At 69.1% G+C, this 21,222-nt stretch carries 18 protein-coding genes; 13 read left to right on the top strand and 5 right to left on the bottom strand.

Annotation, left to right across the window (positions count from 1 at the left end):
• Nucleotides 1-48: 48 nt before the first annotated feature.
• Nucleotides 49-1,563 (bottom strand): MFS transporter, encoded by a 1,515-nt coding sequence (locus ACZ5L9_RS03810; RefSeq protein ID WP_464534093.1) that lies wholly within the window; start codon nt 1,561-1,563, stop codon nt 49-51.
• A 246-nt stretch (nt 1,564-1,809) separates the two neighbouring features.
• Here ACZ5L9_RS03810 and ACZ5L9_RS03805 point away from each other — a divergent pair, with 246 nt between their 5' ends.
• The 6 genes from ACZ5L9_RS03805 (at nt 1,810) to ACZ5L9_RS03780 (ending at nt 9,376) form a co-directional block, all read left to right on the top strand.
• A complete protein-coding gene (locus tag ACZ5L9_RS03805; RefSeq protein ID WP_464534091.1) occupies nt 1,810-2,001 on the top strand; it encodes a ferredoxin in 192 nt (63 codons plus the stop codon).
• Between the two features lie 150 nt (nt 2,002-2,151).
• On the top strand, nt 2,152-3,537 hold the full coding sequence (locus ACZ5L9_RS03800; protein ID WP_464534089.1) for a cytochrome P450: 1,386 nt from the start codon (nt 2,152-2,154) through the stop codon (nt 3,535-3,537).
• A gap of 34 nt (nt 3,538-3,571) precedes the next feature.
• Nucleotides 3,572-4,957, top strand: coding sequence for a cytochrome P450 (locus ACZ5L9_RS03795; protein ID WP_464534086.1), 1,386 nt, complete (start codon nt 3,572-3,574; stop codon nt 4,955-4,957).
• Between the two features lie 44 nt (nt 4,958-5,001).
• A complete protein-coding gene (locus tag ACZ5L9_RS03790; RefSeq protein WP_464534084.1) occupies nt 5,002-6,669 on the top strand; it encodes a thiolase C-terminal domain-containing protein in 1,668 nt (555 codons plus the stop codon).
• Nucleotides 6,670-6,675: 6 nt separating this feature from the next.
• The gene (locus tag ACZ5L9_RS03785) at nt 6,676-8,142 is read left to right on the top strand and encodes an NAD-dependent succinate-semialdehyde dehydrogenase (protein ID WP_464534082.1); all 1,467 of its coding nucleotides are present in this window, start codon (nt 6,676-6,678) and stop codon (nt 8,140-8,142) included.
• A gap of 34 nt (nt 8,143-8,176) precedes the next feature.
• Nucleotides 8,177-9,376, top strand: coding sequence for an NAD(P)/FAD-dependent oxidoreductase (locus ACZ5L9_RS03780; RefSeq protein WP_464534079.1), 1,200 nt, complete (start codon nt 8,177-8,179; stop codon nt 9,374-9,376).
• Nucleotides 9,377-9,465: 89 nt separating this feature from the next.
• On the opposite strand, the gene ACZ5L9_RS03775 is transcribed toward ACZ5L9_RS03780, so the two are convergent.
• Both ACZ5L9_RS03775 and ACZ5L9_RS03770 read right to left on the bottom strand, forming a co-directional pair.
• Nucleotides 9,466-11,058 (bottom strand): GMC family oxidoreductase, encoded by a 1,593-nt coding sequence (locus tag ACZ5L9_RS03775; RefSeq protein WP_464534076.1) that lies wholly within the window; start codon nt 11,056-11,058, stop codon nt 9,466-9,468.
• A 97-nt stretch (nt 11,059-11,155) separates the two neighbouring features.
• Nucleotides 11,156-11,485, bottom strand: a complete 330-nt coding sequence (locus ACZ5L9_RS03770; RefSeq protein WP_464534073.1) for a hypothetical protein — start codon at nt 11,483-11,485, stop codon at nt 11,156-11,158.
• 259 nt (nt 11,486-11,744) lie between these two features.
• Here ACZ5L9_RS03770 and ACZ5L9_RS03765 point away from each other — a divergent pair, with 259 nt between their 5' ends.
• From ACZ5L9_RS03765 to ACZ5L9_RS03745, 5 genes are all read left to right on the top strand, one after another.
• Nucleotides 11,745-12,980, top strand: a complete 1,236-nt coding sequence (locus ACZ5L9_RS03765; RefSeq protein WP_464534070.1) for an ABC transporter substrate-binding protein — start codon at nt 11,745-11,747, stop codon at nt 12,978-12,980.
• Nucleotides 12,981-13,163: 183 nt separating this feature from the next.
• Complete coding sequence (locus ACZ5L9_RS03760; RefSeq protein WP_464534068.1) at nt 13,164-15,143, top strand: ABC transporter permease; 1,980 nt, start codon at nt 13,164-13,166, stop codon at nt 15,141-15,143.
• Nucleotides 15,144-15,160: 17 nt separating this feature from the next.
• Entirely contained in the window at nt 15,161-16,003 is an 843-nt protein-coding gene (locus ACZ5L9_RS03755) for an ABC transporter ATP-binding protein (protein ID WP_464534066.1), read from the top strand.
• The gene (locus tag ACZ5L9_RS03750) at nt 16,000-16,722 is read left to right on the top strand and encodes an ABC transporter ATP-binding protein (RefSeq protein ID WP_464534064.1); all 723 of its coding nucleotides are present in this window, start codon (nt 16,000-16,002) and stop codon (nt 16,720-16,722) included. Before ACZ5L9_RS03755 ends, ACZ5L9_RS03750 begins: the two co-directional genes overlap by 4 nt.
• Nucleotides 16,723-16,734: 12 nt before the next feature.
• The gene (locus tag ACZ5L9_RS03745; RefSeq protein WP_464534062.1) at nt 16,735-17,721 is read left to right on the top strand and encodes a LacI family DNA-binding transcriptional regulator; all 987 of its coding nucleotides are present in this window, start codon (nt 16,735-16,737) and stop codon (nt 17,719-17,721) included.
• 10 nt (nt 17,722-17,731) lie between these two features.
• On the opposite strand, the gene ACZ5L9_RS03740 is transcribed toward ACZ5L9_RS03745, so the two are convergent.
• Both ACZ5L9_RS03740 and ACZ5L9_RS03735 read right to left on the bottom strand, forming a co-directional pair.
• Nucleotides 17,732-18,526, bottom strand: coding sequence for an enoyl-CoA hydratase/isomerase family protein (locus ACZ5L9_RS03740; protein ID WP_464534059.1), 795 nt, complete (start codon nt 18,524-18,526; stop codon nt 17,732-17,734).
• Nucleotides 18,520-18,897, bottom strand: coding sequence for an ArsR/SmtB family transcription factor (locus ACZ5L9_RS03735; RefSeq protein WP_464534056.1), 378 nt, complete (start codon nt 18,895-18,897; stop codon nt 18,520-18,522). Before ACZ5L9_RS03735 ends, ACZ5L9_RS03740 begins: the two co-directional genes overlap by 7 nt.
• Before the next feature lie 235 nt (nt 18,898-19,132).
• Here ACZ5L9_RS03735 and ACZ5L9_RS03730 point away from each other — a divergent pair, with 235 nt between their 5' ends.
• Nucleotides 19,133-20,005: an NAD(P)-dependent oxidoreductase gene (locus ACZ5L9_RS03730; RefSeq protein ID WP_464534054.1), complete on the top strand. Its 873-nt coding sequence runs from the start codon at nt 19,133-19,135 to the stop codon at nt 20,003-20,005.
• A 71-nt stretch (nt 20,006-20,076) separates the two neighbouring features.
• Nucleotides 20,077-21,210, top strand: coding sequence for an amidohydrolase family protein (locus ACZ5L9_RS03725; RefSeq protein ID WP_464534051.1), 1,134 nt, complete (start codon nt 20,077-20,079; stop codon nt 21,208-21,210).
• Nucleotides 21,211-21,222: the final 12 nt, after the last annotated feature.

Genomic DNA, 21,222 nt, shown 5'->3' with positions numbered 1-21,222 from the left:
GCACGAAGGGGCCGGTCGGATGACCGGCCCCTTCGTGCTGTCGTCGACTCAGGCGGCCTCGTCGAGCGCCCGGCTGGTGCGCATCCGGGTGCCGGCGGTCAGCAGGCACAGCCCGACGGCGAGCAGCGCCTGCGGCGCCATCAGGGCGAAGAGGTGGGTGATGCTGTGCCCCATCACCACCTGGTAGGTCTCGCGGATGGCCTCGGGCAGGTGGGCCGGGTCGGGCAGGCTCCCGCCCAGCTCGGGCAGCTTCGCCGCGACGCGGCGGCTGAGGGTGGCCCCGAGGATGGTGATGCCGACGGTGCCGCCCAGTGACTGGGCGAAGAAGACCAGCGAGGTCGCCGAGCCGACCACCGAGTCCGCGACGACGTTCTGCACCGCGAGCACCATGTTCTGCGTCGTCGAGCCCATCCCGACGCCGAGCACGAAGCTGAACCCGGAGACCAGGCCGACGGCGGTGTGCCGATCGGCGGTGCCGATGAGCAGCATCCCGGTGATGAGGACGGTGAGACCGGTCAGCGCGACCGGCTTCCACCTGCCCGTACGGGCGACGATCCGCCCGGAGACGACGCCGGTGCCGGTGATGCCTAGGATCATCGGGATGGTCAGCAGGCCGGCCTGCGTCGGGGTCAGTCCGTGGGCGTACTGGTAGTACTCCGAGAGGTAGACGGTCGCGCTGTAGGGCGCGATGCCGATCAGGCCCGCGGACAGCACCATCAGGGAGATGGTCCGCTTGCGGAAGAAGCGCAGCTGGATGATCGGCTCCGGGGCGATCCGCAGCTCGACGACGACGAGCGCCGCGAGCAGCACGGCCGACCCGCCGGCGAGGGCGAACGAGGTGCCGGAGGCCCAGGGGAACTTCTCCCCGCCCAGCGAGAGCAGCACGAGCAGCAGCCCGATGCCGGTGATGAGCAGGGTGCCGCCGAGGTAGTCGATGCGCGCCTCGCGCCGGACGTGCTCGATCTTCAGCGTGCGGCGGGCGAGCAGCACGGCGACCAGGGCGAGGGGGAGCGGGACCCAGAAGCAGCCGCGCCACCCGAGGGGCGAGTCGGCGATGATGCCGCCGACGAGCGGCCCGCAGACGGTGCCCAGGGCGTAGGAGATGCCGGAGTAGCCCGCGTACTTGCCGCGCAGCCGCGGGGGAGCGAGGCGGGCGATGACGACCTGCCCCAGGGTGCTGATGCCGCCCATGCCGAGGCCGATGACGGCTCGGGCGCCGATCAGCATCGGGATGTTCTGCGCCGTCGTGCCCAGCACCCCGCCGAGGACGTAGATGGCCAGCGCGATGGTGACCAGCTGGCGCACGTTGAACAGGTCGGCGAGCTTGCCCCAGACCGGGTTGAACGTGGTCAGGGTGAGGAAGCTCGCGACGATGACCCACGTGTAGCCGGTCTGGCTGCCGCCGAGCTCCGGGACGATCCGCGGCAGCGCGTTGATCACGATCGCGCCGGACAGCAGCGCGACGAACATGCCGAGCATGGTCCCCGACATCGCCAGCATGATCTCGCGGTGGCTGAGCTCGCCGTCGTCGAGCGCGGGGAGATCGGCGAGGTCCTGGCTCACGGTCGGCTCCTATTCGTCGAGCGAGCAAATCAACAGTTGAAGAATATAACTAATTGCTCGATCATGAGGGAAGACCGATGCAGTCCACGGCGACGTCGGATTCTGCACTGAGTGATGTATTTAATAAGGTCGAACCTTTTATCCAGTTAGATCATTGACTGTTCGATAGGACTTGAGTAGCGTCCAGCCAGGTCCCCTGAGCGTGACGCGCGTCACAGCCATCCGTACCGAGAAAGAGGCTCATCCATGAAGGTCAAGGTCGACGGCTCCATCTGCCAGGGTCACACCCTCTGCGCGATGGCCGCGCCGAAGGTGTTCCAGCTCAACGACGAGGACGGCCACTCCAGCCCCATCTCCGAGGACGTCCCGCCCGAGCTCGAGGCATCGGCCCTGGAGGCCGCGCGCTCCTGCCCCGAGCAGGCCATCACCATCTTCTGAGCGCCTGGGCTCGAGCCTCCAGGCCACGATCGCCGCGATGCACCCGGTGATCGACGAACAGCGGGTCGCCGAGCCCGTACCCCGCCACATGAGCGTCGCCGAGATCGACCGCCGAGCGGTCGCGAACCCCACCGTCACCAGGAGTACGACATGACGACCCACGCCGCCGAGAGCGCCGAGGACATCCAGAAGAAGGCGCTGCTGTTCTCGATGAACCGCCACGACTCGGGCTACCGCGTCGACTTCGTCGAGAACACCCGGACGATCCAGTCCAAGTGCCCGATCGCCTGGAACGACACCCACGACGGCTACTGGTTCGTCGCGGGCAACCAGCAGCTCTTCAACGTCGCGCGTCGCTCGGACGTCCTGTCCAACGACGCCGACATCAACGGCGAGCGTCAGGGCTACCTCGGGATCAGCATCCCGGCTCCGCCGCTCGAGACACGGGGCGGCACGGTCGGGGGCTTCCTGGAGATGGACCCGCCGCGCCAGCAGCACTACCGCCAGGCGCTCAACGCCTACCTCTCGCCGGCAGCGGTCGCACGCTGGCAGCCCATCGCCGACGAGCTGACCCGTTCCTGCATCGACGAGAAGATCGAATCGGGCTCGATCGACTTCGTCGACGACCTGGCCAACATCGTGCCGGCCATCATGACGATGGGCCTTCTCGGCGTCCCGCTCGACGAGTACGAGCCGTACGTCGAGCCGACCCACGCCAGCATCTACACCTCGCCCGACGACCCGGACATCGCACGCGTCCGTGAGACCCAGATCGCGATGGGCATGGAGATGTACAAGTCGCTCGCCGCGATCCGCGAGAAGGAGACGCCCGGCCTGATCGACGCGCTGGTCAAGGTCGAGCTCGGCGACCAGCCGGCACCGGACGACATGGAGATCCTCGGTGTCGTCGGCCTGCTCGTCGGTGGTGGCTTCGACACGACGACGGCGTTGACCGCGCATGCGCTGGAGTGGCTCTCCGAGCACCCGGAGCAGCGCGAACGGCTGATCGAGGAGTACGACACCCTGGTCGACTCGGCGACCGAGGAGTTCCTGCGGTTCTACACGCCCGCCCAGGGCGACGGTCGCACGATCTCGCAGGACGTCGAGATCGACGGCGTGCAGTTCAAGGAGGGCGACCGGGTCTGGCTGTCGTGGGCGATGGCCAACCGCGACCCGGAGGTCTTCGACGACCCGAACGAGATCGTGCTGGACCGTACCGGCAACCGGCACGCCAGCTTCGGGCTGGGCATTCACCGCTGCATCGGCTCGAACGTCGCGCGCGCGGTGTTCAAGACGATGCTGCGCCACGTGCTGGAGCGGATGCCCGACTTCAGCTGTGAGTCCACCGGCGCGGTCCACTACGACACCACCGGCGTGATCAACGGCATGAAGCACCTGCCGGCCACCTTCACCCCGGGCAAGCGACTCGGCCCCGGCCTCCAGGAGACCATCGCCGCGATGCAGAAGGTCATCGACGAGCAGCGGATCGCCGAGCCCGTCACCCGCCACAAGGGCGTCGCCGAGCTCGGTCGCTGAGCGGCTCGGACACCCCGTCATCAAGGAGTAGGACATGAGCACCCAAGAAGCCGAGAGCGCCGAGGACATCCAGAAGAAGGCTCTGCTGTTCAGCATGAACCGGCACGACTCGGGCTACCGGATCGACTTCGAGGCCAACGCCGCCCAGATGCAGGCCAGGTGCCCGATCGCCTGGAACGACACGCACGGCGGCTACTGGTTCATCGCCGGCAACCAGGCGCTGTTCGACCTGGCCCGTCGCGCCGACGTGCTCTCGAGCGACGACGACCCGTTCGGCGTGCGCCGCGGCTACGAGGGCATCTCCATCCCGCCGCCGCCGAAGGAGTACCGGCAGGGCTACGCCGCGCCCAGCTTCCTCGCGATGGACCCGCCGCGCCAGCAGGACTGGCGCAAGGCGCTCAACGCCTACCTCTCGCCCGCGGCGGTGGCTCGGTGGAAGCCGGTCCTGGACGAGATCGTCCGCGCGACGGTCGACGAGTTCATCGAGTCGGGCGAGGTCGACTTCGTCGACGACCTGGCCAACATCGTCCCCGCGATCATGACGATGGGCCTGCTCGGCTGGCCCCTGGCCGACTACGTGCCGTTCGTCGAGCCGACCCACGCACAGGTCTACACCAAGCCCGACGACGTCGAGGCCCGCACGCGGCTCCAGGCGAGCCTCGGCGAGATGACGAGCTCGTTGCTCCGCCTGTACGCCTGGGTCAAGGAGACCGGCAACCCCGGTCTGGTCGATGCCATGCTGCAGGCACAGGTCGAGGGCGGCACCGCCGAGGACACCGAGGTGCTGGGCAACATCGGCCTCCTGATCGGCGGCGGCTTCGACACCACCACCGCGCTCACCGCCCACGCGCTCGACTGGCTCTCGGCGAACCCCGACCAGCGTCAGCGCCTGATCGAGGAGTGGGACGACCTGATCGACTCCGCGACCGAGGAGTTCCTCCGCTACGTCACCCCGGCGCCCGGCGACGGTCGCACGATCTCGCAGGACGCGGAGATCGACGGGGTGCAGTTCAAGGAGGGCGAGCGGCTGTGGCTGTCGTGGGCGATGGCCAACCGTGATCCGGAGGTCTTCGACAACCCCAACGAGATCATCCTCGACCGCACCGGCAACCGGCACGCCAGCTTCGGCCTCGGCATCCACCGCTGCATCGGCTCCAACGTCGCCCGCTCGGTCTTCAAGGCGATGCTGCACGAGGTGCTGACCCGGCTGCCCGACTTCAAGGTCGACCCCGAGAGCGCCGTCTACTACGACACCACCGGCGTCATCAACGGCATGAAGAACCTCAAGGCGACGTTCACGCCGGGCAAGCGTCTCGGACCGAACCTCGAGGAGACGATGGCGCAGATGCAGAAGGTGATCGACGAGCAGCGTCTCGCCGAGCCCGTCACGCGCAACGCGCGCGTCGCCGAGGTCGGTTGAGCCCCATCCACCTGCCCCGGCAGCCCCATGACCAGGAGATCCCCGTGACCGAGTTGCACGTCCGTACGCCCTTCGTCGCCCCCGGCAACGAGTACTTCTTCGACGACGGCGGGGACGGCAACCTGCGGATCAAGCGCTGTCAGGACTGCAGCCACTACATCCATCCGCCGAAGCCCATCTGCGACAAGTGCCGCAGCACGAACGTCGTGCCCGAGGTGGTCTCCGGACGGGGCATCCTGTTCGGCTACAGCGTGAACGTGCACTTCTCCATGCCCGGGCTGCCGCAGCCGCCGTACGTCACCGGAACTGTCTCGCTCGAGGAGGCGCCGTACGTCAAGGTGCAGGGCCTGATCACGGACATCGACCCGGAGGGGGTCGAGCACGGGATGCCGGTCGAGGTCACGATGGCACCGACCGACGACGGGAAGTTCGTCCCGACCTTCCACCCGGTGCCGGGGGATCGCCAGGAACTCCCGGAGGACGAGCTCACGCCGGAGCGGATCCGCTCGCTGGTACGGCCGCCGGCGACCGGCAAGCGGTACGAGCACGACTCCTTCGTCTCCGGGATCGGGATGTCGAAGGTCGCCCGTCGCCAGATGGTCGACCCGCTCTCGCTCACGGTGGAGGCCTGCCTCCAGGCGATCGCCGACGCCGGCCTCACCCCCGAGGACATCGACGGCTACTCGACGTACCCCGGCGGCGGCCTGGAGTACGGCATGGGCGAGGGCGGTGTCACCGCTCTCGAGGCGGCCCTCCGGATCAAGCCGACCTGGTTCAACGGCGGCGGCGAGACCTTCGGCCCCGGCGGCTCGATCATCGGGGCGGCGATGGCGGTCTCCTCCGGGCTGGTCAAGCACGTGCTCTGCTTCCGCACGCTGTGGCAGTCGAGCAACGAGACCCTGATGCGCGAGGGCAAGATCACGATGGGCGGTGGCGCCTCGGCGCACGACTCCGCGTGGGGCGTGCCGGCCGGTGCCACCGGTGCCTCGCACATCCTCGCGCAGCACGCGAACCGCTACTTCGAGCGCTACGGCGCGACCCGGGAGACGCTCGGCTGGATCGCGATCAACCAGCGGACCATGGCCGGGCGCAACCCCCACGCCATCTACCGCGACCCGATCACCATGGACGACTACCTGAGCGCCCGGATGATCACCACGCCGTTCGGCCTGCTGGACAACGACGTCCCGTGCGACGGCGCGATCGCGGTGGTCATCTCCGCCAAGGACCACGCCAAGGACGCCCCGAACAAGCCGGTCTACTTCGAGGCCTTCGGCACCCAGCTGATCGAGCCGGTCGAGTGGATGCAGAGCACCTCGTGGCACGAGCCGCAGACGATCGGTCCGGCGGCCCACATGTGGTCACGCACCGAGCTCAAGCCGGCCGACGTCGACGTCGCGCTCCTCTACGACGGCTTCAGCTTCAACTGCCTCTCCTGGATCGAGGCGCTCGGCTTCTGCGAGATCGGTGAGGCCAAGCACTTCCTGGACGGCGGCAAGAACATCGCCCTCGACGGGATCCTCCCGCTCAATCCGCACGGCGGCCAGCTCTCCGCCGGCCGCACCCACGGCATGGGCCTCTTCCACGAGGCGGTCGTGCAGATGCGGGGCGACGGCGGGGAGCGTCAGGTCACCGATGCCCGGATCGCCGTCGTGAGCAGCGGCGGCCTGACCCCCAGCGGCGCGATCCTGCTGCGCAACGAAGAGCGATGACCGGCGATGGACGCGATGTCACTGGAGTCGATCGGCTCCGAGACGCTCTTCATCGACGGCAAGTGGCACGCCGCTGACGGCGGTGCCACCTTCGACGTCACCGATCCGGCGACCGGCGCGGCCATCGGGCGCGCGGCGGACGCCGGGGCGGCCGAGACCGACCGGGCCATCGCGGCCGCGGCCGACGCGCTGGGGGGCTGGGGTCAGGAGACCGCGTACCGCCGAGCCGAGGTGCTCTGGAGCGCGCACCGGCTGATGCTGGAGCGGGCCGAGGAGCTCGCCCGGCTGATGACGCTGGAACAGGGCAAGCCGCTCAAGGCGGCGCGCAACGAGGTCCGCTACGCGGCCGACTTCCTGGCCTGGTTCGCCGAGGAGGCGAAGCGGGTCTACGGCCAGACGATCCCGTCCAACCGCGACGGGCACCGGTTCCTCGTGCTCCGGCAGCCGGTCGGCATCGTCGCCGGCATCACCCCGTGGAACTACCCGATGTCGATGATCACGCGGAAGGTCGCGCCCGCGATCGCGGCCGGGTGCACGATCGTGCTCAAGCCGGCGGAGCAGACCCCGCTGTGCGCGGCCGCGATCTTCAAGGTGCTCGAGGACGCCGGTCTTCCGCCCGGCGTCGCCAACCTGGTCACCACCAGCCGCCCCGCCGAGGTGGGGGACCGGCTGCTCGACGACGTACGGGTGCGCAAGCTGACCTTCACCGGATCGACCGAGGTCGGCAAGGAGCTCGCGGCCCGGGCCGCGGCGACGATGAAGCGGGTCTCCCTCGAGCTCGGCGGCCACGCCCCGATGATCGTGTTCGACGACGCCGATCCCGAGCACGCCGCGAAGGGCGCCTCGCTGGTCAAGTTCCTCAACACCGGACAGGCCTGCATCAGCCCCAACCGCATCTACGTGCAGCGCAGCATCGTCGAGCGCTTCAGCGAGGTGCTCGCGGCCCGTACGTCAGCGCTCCTCGCCGGCAAGGGCGACCAGCCCACGGTCAGCATCGGCCCGCTCATCGACCAGCCCTCGCTGGACAAGGTCCAGCGCCAGGTCGACGACGCCGTCGCCCGTGGGGCCCGTCTTCTCGAGGGCGGCCGGCGGCTGACCGAGGATGGCCTCGACCGCGGGTTCTTCTTCGCCCCGACCGTGCTCGCCGACGTCGACGAGTCGATGACGATCTATCGCGAGGAGACCTTCGGTCCCGTCGCGGCGATCATCCCGTTCGACACCGAGGACGAGGTCGTCGCGCGGGCGAACGACACCGAGTACGGCCTGGCGTCCTACGTCTACACCACCGACCTGAGCCGCGCCGTGCGCGTCTCCGAGGCGCTCCACTTCGGCATCGTCGGCATCAACGACATCAATCCCACCGGCGCCCAGGCGCCCTTCGGAGGCACCGGCGCCAGCGGGTTGGGGCGTGAAGGTGGTGCCGAAGGCATCGACGAGTACCTCGACGTGAAGCTCGTCGGGATCTCGCTCTAACCCATGAAGCAGCAGAAGCAGTAAGGAAGAGACAGTGGCTCACATCGTTCCCAAGTCGATCGCCGTCATCGGGGCCGGGCTCGCAGGGCTCCGTGCCTGCGAGCAGCTGCGCGCCCAGGGTTACACCGGGACGCTCACCCTGATCGGCAAGGAGGACGCGCTCCCGTACGACCGCCCGCCGCTGTCGAAGCAGGTCCTCACCGGTGCATGGGAGGCCGAGCGGGTGACGTTCCGCGACGAGGCCGCCCTCAAGGAGCTCGACGTCGACCTGCGCCTCGGCGTGTCAGCGGTCGGGCTCGGGGTGTGGACCGTGCACCTGAGCGACGGCGCCGAGCTGCGCACCGACGCCACCATCATCGCCACCGGCGCGGTGCCCCGCACCCTGCCGGGCCAGCCGGACGGCGTGCTCACGTTGCGCACCGTCGCCGATGCGCTCGCGATCAAGGAGCGGCTCGTCGCCGGCTCGCGCCTGCTCATCGTCGGCGGCGGCTTCATCGCAGCCGAGGTCGCGACCGCGGCCCGCGCCGCTGACGTCGAGGTCACGGTCGTCGAGGCGCTGGCGCAGCCGTGCGAGCGACAGATCGGCACGCAGGGCGGCGAGCTCGTCGCGCGCCTGTTCCGCGACGCGGGCGTGGATCTGCGCACGGACACGAAGGTCGTCGGCTTCCTGGACGCCACCACGGTCGAGCTGGAGGGCGGCGAGAAGCTGAGCGCCGACACCATCCTCGTCTCGATCGGCTCGGTCCCCGACGTGCACTGGCTGCGCGGCACCGAGCTCCCGGTCGGCGACGGCATCCTCGCCGGCGGCACCGGTCGGGTGCCTCCCCTCCCGATGGTCTGGGCGCTCGGCGACTCCACCTCGTGGTGGGACCAGCCGCGTCGCGGCTACGCCCGCAACGAGCACTGGACCAACGCCAGCGACCAGGCCCAGATGGTCGCCTCCGACATCCTGCTCAAGGACACGCCGACGCTGGCGCCGCCGTACGTCTGGTCGGACCAGTTCGGCCTCAAGCTCCAGATGCTCGGCCGTACGGACATCGCCGACGAGGTCGTCACGCTCGACGGGGAGGGCCTCGAGGGAGGCCCGGTGAAGGGCACCGTGATCGGCTACAGGAAGGGCGGCAACCTCGTCGGCGTCGTCTCCTTCGGCGCCCCGGCGAAGTTCGTCGGCTACCGCAACGACGTCATCGCCGGCACCAAGGCGATCACCACCGTCGCGGTGGAGATCGACTGAGCTCCTCGTCTCCGACGTCCCCGAACAACGAAGAACCGGGCCGCCCGATCGGGCGGCCCGGTTCTTTCGTCCCCGCTGCGGGGAGCAGATCAGCGGCCGGCGATGATCATCTCGGCGGCACGCCACGCCATCGACATCATCGGGGCGTTGAGGTTGCCCGACACCATCCGCGGCAGCACCGACACGTCGATGACCCGGAGGTTGTCGACGCCGCGCACCCGGCACTCGCTGTCGACCGGGTCGTCGTCGTTCGGGCCCATCTTGACCGCGCCCGAAGCGTGGTAGCCGGGGCCGCCGAACATCGCGGCGTGCGCCATCACCGCGTCGTCGCTCTGGATGAGCGGCCCGGGCACGGTCTCGATGACGATCTCGTCGGCGATCGGGGACTGCTGGGCCAGCTCGCGCATCTTGGCGAACATCCCCAGGGACACCTTCCGGTCGTGCTCGGTCTCGAGGTAGCTCGGCACCAGTCGCTGCGGGACGTTGGGGTCCGCGGAGGTGATGTGCACCGAGCCGAGGCTGTCGGGTCGCAGCGCGAAGCCGAGCATCTGGAAGCCGGGACGACGCTCGACGTCGAACTTGGTGATCCCCACGCCCATCGACATCGGGGTGACCAGGACCTGGGCGTCGGGTCGCTGGGACTCGGCGGTGGCCTTGAGGAACCACAGCATCTCGTACGCCGGCGTGGCGATCGGGCCCTTGCGCGTGACGAGGTACTTCATGCCCTCCCAGTTCTGGTGGGCGCTGTTGTAGATCAGCTTGTTCTGGCCGAGATCGCTCTTGATCCGGAACTGGATCGAGATGCAGCGGTGCTCGCGCAGGCCCTCACCGATGTTGGGGGAGTCGACGACGACGTCGACGCCGGCCTCCTTGAGCACCTGCGAGGGGCCGATGCCGGAGAGCTGGAGCAGCTTCGGCGAGCCGAGGCTGCCGCTGGAGACGATCACCTCCTTGGTGGCGCGGAACTCCACGCGAGCACCCTCGGAGGTGCCCGAGACGCCGACGGCGGTGCCGTTCTCGATGATGATCTTGGTGATCTCGGTGTGCATCCGCAGCGTGAGGTTGGGTCGCTTGAGGGCCGGCTGCAGGAACGCCCGGTTGGCACTCTGCCGCTTGCCGCGGCGGATGGTCGCGGGGGTGTAGCCGATCCGCTCCTCGTCGGAGTCGTTGATGTCCGCGACGCGCTTGCTGCCCAGGCCGCCGGCGGCCTCCATCAGCAACGGCGAGAGGTCGTCGTCGTAGGTGCGGACGCCGACCTTGAGCGGGCCGCCGGCGCCGCGGTTCTCGTTGGCGCCGAGCTCGTGGTCCTCGATGGTCCGGTAGACGCGGCGCATCTCGTCCCAGCCCCAGCCGGGATTGCCCTGCTCCACGATGCCGTCGTAGTCGGCCTGGAAGCCGCGGTTGTAGACCATCCCGTTGACCGAGCTGGAGCCGCCGAGGCCGCGGCCCCGGAACCAGGTCTCCTGGATGCCGAACGGCGCGATCGGCTCGGTCTGGTTGTAGATCATGTACTCCGGGGTGTTCGTCTTCGCGAATCCCTTCGGGACATCGATCCAGAAGCTGTTGTTCTTGCCGCCCAGCTCGAGCAGCAGGACGGTGGTCTTCCCGTCGGCGCTCAGCCGGTCGGCGAGCACGCAGCCGGCCGAGCCGGCTCCGACGATGATGTAGTCAAACGACGCCACGATGGCTCCTCAGTTCTTGGACGCGAGGCGGGGATGCCTGATGCTAGTCCGCAAGAGGGCATCAAGGCTATATATTTGACTGATTGTCAAAAAGGAGTCAGGCCCGGTCGGGCTGCCAGTGCTCCCGCAGGTGGGCGAGCTCGAGCTGCACCCGGCCGAAGCCGAGCGGTGGCGCGGACTCCACGGTGAACTTCGCGCACGGCGCTCCGTCCGGGCCGGGGACGATCTCGATCGCCACGATCACGCCCCGGTGATAGGTCGCGTCGAAGCTGAAGCGGGGCGCGTACGTGACGCCGTCCCCGACCCTCCAGCCGCCGGCAGGATCGGTGCCGGCGTCGGTGCCGGCGTCGGTGCCGGCGTCGGGGCCGGCGTCGGGGCCGGCGTCGGGATCGAGGGGAGCCGGGCCGGTGATGTCGCTGTCGCTCACCCGCGGAACGGTACCGACGAGACAACGATCTGTCAGTGGTCTGGACCGCCGAGGGTTCGAAAATGAGAGAGCCGTCGAACTGGCCGCCCATCGGTTTCACGCTCAGCAGGGAAAAATTCCGGGCATTTATCTAAATGTTATGCCCCAAACCCCGTGACATCTGGGCGTCAGGAGTTGCATAGTGATCGCGATCACAGGTTGGCCGGCTCGGTGCCGCCGCCGATCGTTCGAAGGTTTCCTAACGATGATGGGACGACACATGCGTCACAAGGCAGCGGCGACCGCGGTCGCCGGGATCGCGGCTCTGGCCCTCGCGGCCTGCGGCAGCAACAACAACGACAGCTCCACGACGGCGGGCGACAACGGCAACACCGGCGCCCTCAAGATCGGCCTGATGTACTCGCAGACGGGCCCGTCCTCCGAGACCTTCAAGGAGACCGGCAAGGCCATCGAGGCCCGCTGGCAGGCCTACGTCGACGGCGGCGGCAAGTGCGCCAGCCGCAAGGTCACGTGGGTCGACGGCGACGACACGAACACGCCCGAGGGCGCGTTGAGCCTCGCGCAGAAGTTCGTGCAGCAGGACAAGATCGACGTCCTGATCCAGTCGACCGCCGAGTTCTACGGCGCCTCGCAGTACATGACGACCGACCCGGCTGCGAAGAAGGTCCCCGTCCTCGGCGGCGGCTACGACACCAACTCGTCCTACTTCGACGACTCCAACCTGATCTTCCCGGTCCTCGCGCCGACGTCGTACAAGACGGCGTACACGCAGCCGGGCGACTACTTCAAGTCCAAGGGCGTCACCAAGGTCGCCGGCATCGCCTACAACGTCGCCAGCTCGGCCGGCGCGCTCGGCCAGGCCGTGGGCTCGTTCGAGAACGCCGGGATCGACGTCGCGTACAAGAACGACAAGATCGACTACGGCTCGAAGGACGTCGCCGCGATCGTCCAGGGCATCGTCAAGTCCGGCGCCGACGGGTTCTACACCACGCTCAACCCGGACACCGCGCTCGCCGTCCTCGGCGGTGCCCTGCAGGCCGGCGTGAAGTTCAAGGCCATCGAGTTCCCGATCGGCTACGGCCCCGAGCTGCTCGCCTCCGAGCCCGCCGTCCAGGCCTCGCAGGGCGTCACCTTCTCCACGCAGGTCGCCCCGGCGGACCTGCACACGACGGCGACCGACGCGCTCGCCGCCGCGCTGAAGAAGTACATGGGCAACGACTCGGGCCTGCCGACCTTCGCGCAGAGCCAGGGCTGGCTGTCCGGTGACGAGTTCATCTACGGGCTCGAGAAGGCCGGCTGCGACGCCACGCCTGCCGAGATCGGCGCCGCCCTGCGCAGCAGCAGCGACTGGGACGCCGGCGGCCTGCTGGCCCAGCCGCGCGACTTCACCTCCTCGGCCGATGCCAAGGAGACCTGCTCCTACCTGGTGAAGCTCACCGACCACGACTTCAAGCCGGAGAGCGACAAGCCGTTCTGCGGCACCGCCATCAGCTAGCCCGCCGTGTCGGGTCGCGCTGGGCCTGGAGGCCCAGCGCGACCCGGCCTCGGGCTTTCCGGGCACCCGCCTGACGGACAGTCTCATCGAGGCCACGTCCACATCCGTAAAACCGTTGACCTACGTCAATTGATGAACCAGCCCAGGGCGACTCAAGCCCGCGCCTGAGGAGATGGAGTTCTCGTGCTTGCGTACCTCTTCGCCGGACTAGCCACCGGCTCTCTCTATGCCATCGCAGCCGGCTCGTTGGTGATCACCTACGTCGCCTCCGGCGTCTTCAACCTGGCCTTCGCCGCGATGGCCTACAGCATCGCGCGCGTCTACTACGAGCTCCACGTGGCGCATGGCTGGGCGATCCTGCCCGCGGCCATCGTCTCGCTCCTGATCGTGGCGCCCCTGCTCGGGACCTTGCTCTACGGGCTCCTGTTCCGACACCTCCAAGGCAGCTCGACGCTCGTCAAGCTGATGGCGACGCTCGGCCTCTCGGTCGCGCTGCCCCCGATCGTCGACCTGGTCTTCGGCAAGCTCGCCGACGTCACCGCCGTCGGACTGGCGCCCATCCCCCTCCACGTCTTCCACCTCTTCGGCACCGTGATCAACGCCGATCAGATGTTCATGTACGGCGCCCTGGTGCTCGTGCTGATCCTCGGCACCGTCGTGATGCGCTTCACCGACATCGGCCTCCGGGTCCGCGCCCTGGTCGACTCCGGGGCCCTGACCAGCCTGAGCGGCACCAGCCCGAGCCAGGTCTCGATGGGCGTCTGGGCCGTCAGCACCGCGCTGGCCGGCCTCACCGGCATCCTGGTCGCCCCGACCTCGGGCCTGTCGTCGGCGGGGATGACGCCCCTGATGGCCACCGCGTTCGCGGCGATCGTCGTCGCGCGGCTGCGCAGCCTGCCGGTCGCCATGCTCGCCGGCCTCGGCATCGGCGTGGTGAGCGCCGTGCCCCAGAACTGGATCAAGCCCGACGGCACCTTCGCCGAGTACTTCATCCCCAGCGTCCCGATGCTGTTCATGCTGGTCGCGCTGCTCGTGTTCGCGTTCACCGGCCAGGCCGGGGACGGCCAGTCGGGCGGCGCGCTCGACAAGGCCATCAGCGTCGACGGCGGTGACTCGAGCGTCGCCCCGAGCCGCGGCCTCACCATCGCCAACCTGCCGATGCCGCTGGTCCTCTCGGTCGCCTTCATCGCGGTCGTGGCGATCATGCCGCAGGTCTTCAGCACCTACTGGTCCGGCCTCGCCGCCCACGGCATCGTGCTCGGCATCGCGCTCCTCTCCTACACGCTGGTCACCGGCGAGGGCGGCATGCTCTGGCTCTGCCAGATCAGCTTCGCCGGCGTCGGCGCGATCATCGTCGCCGAGCTCTCCACCAACCGCGGGTGGGACCCGCTGCTGGCCGCCGTGGTCGGCCCGGTCCTCGTCATCCCGGTCGGCATCCTGATCGGCGTCCTCACCATCCGGCTCGGTGAGCTGTACGTCGCGCTGGTCACGCTCAGCGCCGGCCTGCTCGCTCAGACGCTGCTCGTCGGCGCCGACAACCGTTGGTACAACTGGGGCTCGGGCACGATCGTCAACCGGCCGAGCTGGGCGACGGACAACCAGACGTACGTCTATCTCGCCCTCGCGGTGTTCCTCGTCGTCTCCCTGCTCGTCATCAACCTGCGCCGGTCCACCGCCGGTCTCGCGCTCGGCGCGGTCCGCTGGAGCGAGAACGGCGCCAAGACGCTGGGCATCAGCATCCTGCAGTCGAAGGTGCTCGTCTCGGCGCTCGCGAGCTACGTCGCCGCGCTCGGCGGCGCCTTCATCGCGATGGACTGGAACACCACCAAGCCCGAGAGCTGGCAGCCCTTCAACGGCCTGGTCTGGCTCGCGGTCCTCATGACCCTCGGGTCGCGCTCCGTGATGGCGGCGCTGCTGACCGGCCTCATGTACTACATGATCCCGGGCGTCTTCCAGACGTGGCTCCCGCACAACATCGGTGACGTGCCGACGATCCTGTTCGGCCTCGGCGCCGTCGCGCTCGCGTCGCACCCCGAGGGCGCGTTCGCCCAGACCGCGAGCGACATGCTCAAGCGACGCGCGAAGAAGGCCGAGCGGCGTGCCGCAGGCGCCACCACCAGCCAGTCCGCCTCCGAGCCGGCGACGGCGGGGCACCGGGCATGAGCACGAAGGAGAACAGCGTGAACAGCACTCCCCGCCTCGAGGCCAAGGGCGTGACGATGAAGTTCGGCGGCCTGGTCGCGCTCGCCGATGTCGACCTCGCGGTCCCGGCCGGCCAGATCGTCGGCCTGGTCGGCCCGAACGGCGCCGGCAAGAGCACCCTCTTCGGTGTCCTGTCGGGCCTGCTCCAGCCGACCCAGGGCCGGGTCTTCATGGATGGTGTCGACGTCACCACGGCCTCGCCGCAGAAGCGCGCACAGCTCGGGCTCGCCCGTACGTTCCAGCACCCGGAGTTGTTCGCGTCGCTGTCCATCCGCGAGCACGTGGTGCTCGGCTACCGGATGCGGCACAGCAAGTCGCGGATCGCGACCGATCTCCTCACCGGCCGGGGCCTGTTCGGCAAGCAGGACAAGGCCGAGAACGAGCGGGTCGACGAGCTGCTGGAGGAGGTCAACCTGACCGGCATCCAGCACAGCCCGGTGCTCGGCCTCCCGCTCGGAACCAGCCGGCTCGTCGAGGTCGCCCGTGCCCTGGCGACGGACCCGAAGGTCATGTTGATGGACGAGCCGTCCTCGGGCCTCGACGTCGCCGAGTCCGAGGACCTCGCCCACACGATGCGCAAGGTCGTCGCCGACCACGGCGTCTCGCTGCTCTTCGTCGAGCACGACGTGCCGATGGTCCTCAGCCTGTGCGACTACGTCTACGTCATCGACTTCGGCGTCAAGATCGCCGAGGGCGACCCCGAGCAGATCCGCAACAACCCGGCCGTCCGGGCGGCGTACCTCGGCGAGGAGTCGCCGGCGATCCCGATCGACGAGTCCGACAGCAACCTGGCCGCCACGAGTGCAGGAGAGCCGGCATGAACGCACCGCTGTTGAAGGTCACCGACCTCAACGTCTACTACGGGCCCGCCCAGGCCCTGTCGAACATCTCCTTCGAGCTCGGCGCGAACAAGTCCATCGCGGTCCTCGGCTCGAACGGCTCGGGCAAGTCCACGCTGGCCCGGACCCTGTCCGGCCTGGTGAAGCCGACCTCCGGCGTCATCGAGCTCGAGGGCAAGGACCTCACCAAGAAGCCCGGTCACGTCTGGCGTCGCTCCGGCGTCGTCCACCTGCCGGAGGGCCGCGGCGTCTTCCGCAGCCTGTCGGTGATGGACAACCTCCGGATGGGGCTGTCGGCGGACAAGGGCATCGACAAGAGTGCGGCGCTCGCGCACGCCTTCGAGCTCTTCCCGGTCCTCGGGAAGCGTCGGCGCCAGCTCGCCGGGACCCTGTCGGGCGGCGAGCAGCAGATGCTCTCGCTGGCGCGTGCGCTGATGGTGCAGCCGAAGGTCGTCATCGCCGACGAGATGTCGCTCGGTCTCGCGCCCCAGCTGGTGGACGTGGTCTTCAAGGGCCTCCAGCAGGCCCGCGACCGTGGGGTCGCGGTGATCCTGATCGAGCAGTTCGCCACCCGCGCGCTCGACTTCGCCGACGACGCGATCATCCTCCAGCGCGGCACGCTCGCCTGGTCGGGGCCCGCGGCCGGGGCCGGGGACGAGCTCGTCCGAAGCTACCTGGGCGAAGGCGCTGTCGCCGTCTAATACGCTGCGCGCGTGAGCGATCGACCGCCCCGCAGCATCGATGTGGCCCGTCGCGCGGGAGTCTCCCGCGCGACGGTCAGCCACGTCCTCAACGGCCAGGGGGGCCGCTTCACCCCCGAGACGGTCGACCGGGTACGCCAGGCCGCCGACGAGCTCGGCTACGTGCCGTCCTCCGCCGGGCGGGCGCTGGTCCGCGGACGCAGCGACATCGTCATGATCGTCTTCCCGTTCACCACCATGGGCGGGCTCCAGGACATCGTCGACGTGCTCTCCGAGGGACTGGCCGAGCACGGCTTCAACACCGTCGTGCAGCTCTCCGGCCCGGTCGACTCCGAGGCGCACCAGCGACTGCGGCACGTGGCGGAGTCGCTGCGCCCGGCGGGCATCATCGACCTCGGCGGGCTCACCAGCCAGGACCACGACGACCTGCGGCGTCTGGGCTCCCCGGTCGTCGGGACGGCCGTCGACTCCAAGGGCGCCGGCAGCAATCTCGCCTTCGGGCGGGTCCAGGCCGAGCACCTGGTCGCGCGTGGCTTCCACCAGCTCGCGTACGCCTTCCTCGCCGACGAGCGCGGACACCCCTACGACCACGGCCGTACGGAGGCGACGCGTACGGTCTGCGCGGAGAACGGGCTGGCCGAGCCGTACCTCCTCGGCATCCCGCTGGACGCCGCCGGCGCCTCCGACGCGGTCGAGACGATGCTCAAGTCGGTCACGACGCCGGTGGGCGTCGCCTGCTTCAACGACGACGTCGCGCTCGCGGTGCTGCACGCCGCCCGCGCGCTGCAGCTCGCCGTCCCGGGTGACGTCGGCATCGTCGGGATGGGGAGGGGACCGATCGGTCAGCTCTCCCAGCCCCGGCTCTCCAGCGTTTGGGGCGACACCCGCCCGCTGCTGGTGGCCCTGCTCGACGCCCTCCTGGTGGAGTTCGGCGACGCGGACGCGATCACGGAGGTCGACTTCGGCAGCCTGCAGGTCGAGCAGGGCGAGACGACCTGAGCGGAGTGGGTCAGCGGCCCCGGAACTGCGGGCTGCGCCCCGCGCGGAAGGCCGCGATGCCCTCATGGATGTCCTCGGTCGTCAGCGTCACGGGCTGGGCGAGCGCCTCCCACCGGATCGAGGCCTCGAAGCCGTTCGCTGCCGCCTCCAGACCGGCCTTGGTCAGCCGCGCGGCGATCGGGCCGGCGGCGGCGATCCGCGTCGCCACCTCGACGGCGTGGGCGACGACGTCCTCGGCCACCTCGGAGACCAGGCCCCACTCGCGGGCCTCGGCCGAGCGCACCTCGCGCCCGGTGAAGAGCATCTCGCGGGCACGGGACTGGCCGATCGCGTCCGGCAGCAGGAAGGTCGCCCCCATGCCGGAGTGCGTGCCGAGGTGGATGAACGGGGTGCTGAAGACGGCGTCGGGGCTGGCGAAGCGCACGTCGCACGACAGGGCGAGGCAGAGCCCGGCGCCGATCGCGGGGCCGTTGACGGCTGCGACGACCGGGAAGGGCAGGCGCCGCGGGCGCAGCCAGCTCTCGTAGAACGGCAGCATCTGGTTGCGCAGCCGGTCGATGGTGGTCTCGGGGTTGCCCTGGTCGAGCCAGGAGAGGTCGGCGCCGGCACAGAAGGAGGTGCCTGCGCCGGTCACGACGACGCATCGGGTCTCCCCGTCCTCGACCAGCTGGTCGAGGACGTCGTTCCAGTCCCGCGTCAGCTCCCTGTTCATCGCGTTGCGCATCGTCGGCCGGTTGAGCGTCAGCAGCACGACGCCGTGCGCGGGACGCGAGACGAGGACGGCATCGCCGTCGTGGGTCACCATGTCGGGATCACCTCGGGAAGCTCCGCGGCCGGGGCGGGTTGGGCGATCGCGTCCGTGCCGAGCGGCTCCCGGACGTCCGGGACGGCCCGCAGGCCGGGCGCCAGCGAGCCGAGCTCGTCGAGAAGCATGCCGAGCACGTCGCGGCGCAGCGTGTAGTAGTGGTTGCGCCCGCGCTTGCTGACGTCGACGAGGCCCGCCTGGGTGAGGATCCGGATGTGGTACGAGATCGTCGGCCGGGAGATGGAGAGCGCCTCGTCGAGGACCGATCCGGCGAGCTCGGGCTGCTCGGCCATCAACCGGATGATGGTCCATCGAACGGGGTCGCCGAGCGCCTTGAACGCCTCCGGCGCTGACGATCGATCTGGCTCCACGGTGCCCCCTCGAGATTGCAGTCAATACGTTCGAACCATATCGAACTACAAATGCACTCGGTGCGGCAATCACTGAAAAATCGCCGTGTTGCGACCCGGACCGCTCAAATAAATTCTAGTAACACGTGTCATCAACCTCTTGAGTTCGACGAAACTCTCGTTGTACGGTCCTGACACGAAGTGGCGTACGTCACTTACACCGCGCAATTGACGCGTGTCACAGATGGAGGAAGCAGTGACGATCACGGCACCGGCATCAACCCTCCGGGTCGGCTGGATCGGGCTCGGCAGCCAGGGCGGCCCGATGGCCCGGGTGCTCGCCAACTCCGGCGTCCCGGTCCAGGTCTGGGCCCGCCGTCCCGAGGCCCTCGCGGAGTTCGGCGACACCCCCGCGACCACCGCGGAGACGTCCCTCGGCCTGCTGATCGACAGCGACGTGGTCGTGCTCGTCGTCCGCGACGACAACGACGTGAAGGACCTCCTCTTCGGCGAGTGGCGACCGGAGGTCGAGTCCGGTGCCCGTCCGCCGCTCGCGAGCATGAAGCCGGGCTCGGTCGTCGTCATCCACTCGACGATCCACCCCGACACGGTCCGCGAGATCGAGAAGGTGGCCAGCGAGCATGGGGTCGGCGTCGTCGACGCCCCGGTCAGCGGGGGCGGTCACTCCGCGGAGGACAAGTCGCTGCTCGTGATGACAGCGGGGGAGCCCGACGTCGTCGCCAAGGTCAAGCCGATCTTCGAGCAGTACAGCAACCTGATCCCGTACCTCGGCCCCGCCGGCGCGGCGCAGAACGCCAAGATCATCAACAACTTCCTGCTCACCGCGAACATGGGCGTCGCCGAGGTCGCGTTCGCCATCGCCCAGCAGCTCGGCGTGGACCCGGAGAGCCTCAAGCTCGTCCTCACCAACGGCTCCGGGCGCAGCTTCGGGGTCAACATGGTCGGCGGCGCCGACTGGGACCTCAAGCCCGCCGCCCAGCACGCCGGACCGCTCCTGCAGAAGGACACCCGCCTCATGGTCGCCCTCGCGGAGGCCGCCGGCGCCGACGCCGGCGTCGCGCTCACCGCGGCCCGCTCCGCGCTCACCACCATGGGCCTCGAGCTGTAGCTCGACGTCCCCGTTCCGTCAGCCCCACCCCCGACATCAGTCGCCACGACAACAAGAAATGAGGAGGCATCATGGGCCTGCCCAACGACGCACAGATCATCTCCGTCGATGACCACGTGATCGAGCACCCCCGTGTGTGGCTCGACCGCCTGCCCGCCAAGTACAAGGACGTCGCCCCGCGCATCGAGACGCTGCCGGACGGCAACGACGCCTGGATCTACGAGGGCACCGCCCGCGGCAACTTCGCGCTCAACGCCGTGGCCGGCAAGCACCCCCGCGAGTTCGGCATGGACCCGCGCTCGTACGACGACATGCGCTCGGGCTGCCACGACATCAAGGACCGCCTCGCCGACATGGACATCGAGGGCGTCCACGCCCAGATGTGCTTCCCGAACATGGGCGGCTTCGCCGGCTCGACGTTCTGGCAGTCGAAGGACATGGAGCTGGCCAACGAGTGCGTCAAGGCGTACAACGACTTCATCCTCGACGAGTGGTGCGCCCACGACCCGGGCCGCCAGATCCCGCTCGTGATGGTCCCCTTCTGGGACGTCCCGGCGGCCGTCAAGGAGATCGAGCGGACCGCGGCCAAGGGCGCCAAGTCGGTGACCTTCCTCGAGGCCCCGCACAAGCTCGGCCTCCCGTCGTTCCACACCGACCACTGGGACCCGATCTTCAAGGCCGCCGAGGAGGCCCAGCTCCCGCTGTCGGCCCACTTCGGCTCCGGCGGCGTTCCGCTCGGCACCGCCCCCGACGGCGACATGTTCATCCAGATCGCGCTCTTCGGCATGAACTCGATCATGGCCACCGTCGACCTGCTGATGTCGCCGGTCTTCTACAAGTTCCCGAACCTGAAGTTCGTCCTCGCCGAGGGTGGCACCGGCTGGATGCCGTACATCCTCGAGCGCACGGACTACTCGTGGGAGCGTCACCGCTACTGGTGCAACATCAACGCCGAGCAGCGTCCCTCGGAGCTCTTCAAGGACCACATCTACGGCTGCTTCGTCTCCGACCAGGTCGGCATCGACCAGCGCCACAACATCGGCATCGAGCAGATCCTCTTCGAGAGCGACTACCCGCACTCCGACTGCAACTGGCCGCACACCCGCAAGATCCTCGACGAGCAGCTCGCCGACGTACCCGAGGACGAGGCTCGTCTCATCGTCGAGGGCAACGCCCGCAAGCTGTTCAACTTCCCGCGTCGCTGACGCAGCCACTGG

This window comes from Nocardioides sp. JCM 18998, assembly GCF_055391535.1.
The sequence above is the reverse complement of the archived record's forward strand: the minus strand, read 5'-3'. Positions and strand labels throughout refer to the sequence as shown.

Coding starts and splice junctions, on each gene's coding strand:
- ACZ5L9_RS03765 (WP_464534070.1), top strand. CDS start 11,745: ATGCGTCACAAGGCAGCGGCGACCGCGGTCGCCGGGATCGCGGCTCTG.
- ACZ5L9_RS03740 (WP_464534059.1), bottom strand. CDS start 18,526: ATGGTGACCCACGACGGCGATGCCGTCCTCGTCTCGCGTCCCGCGCAC.
- ACZ5L9_RS03800 (WP_464534089.1), top strand. CDS start 2,152: ATGACGACCCACGCCGCCGAGAGCGCCGAGGACATCCAGAAGAAGGCG.
- ACZ5L9_RS03725 (WP_464534051.1), top strand. CDS start 20,077: ATGGGCCTGCCCAACGACGCACAGATCATCTCCGTCGATGACCACGTG.
- ACZ5L9_RS03795 (WP_464534086.1), top strand. CDS start 3,572: ATGAGCACCCAAGAAGCCGAGAGCGCCGAGGACATCCAGAAGAAGGCT.
- ACZ5L9_RS03785 (WP_464534082.1), top strand. CDS start 6,676: ATGGACGCGATGTCACTGGAGTCGATCGGCTCCGAGACGCTCTTCATC.
- ACZ5L9_RS03805 (WP_464534091.1), top strand. CDS start 1,810: ATGAAGGTCAAGGTCGACGGCTCCATCTGCCAGGGTCACACCCTCTGC.
- ACZ5L9_RS03750 (WP_464534064.1), top strand. CDS start 16,000: ATGAACGCACCGCTGTTGAAGGTCACCGACCTCAACGTCTACTACGGG.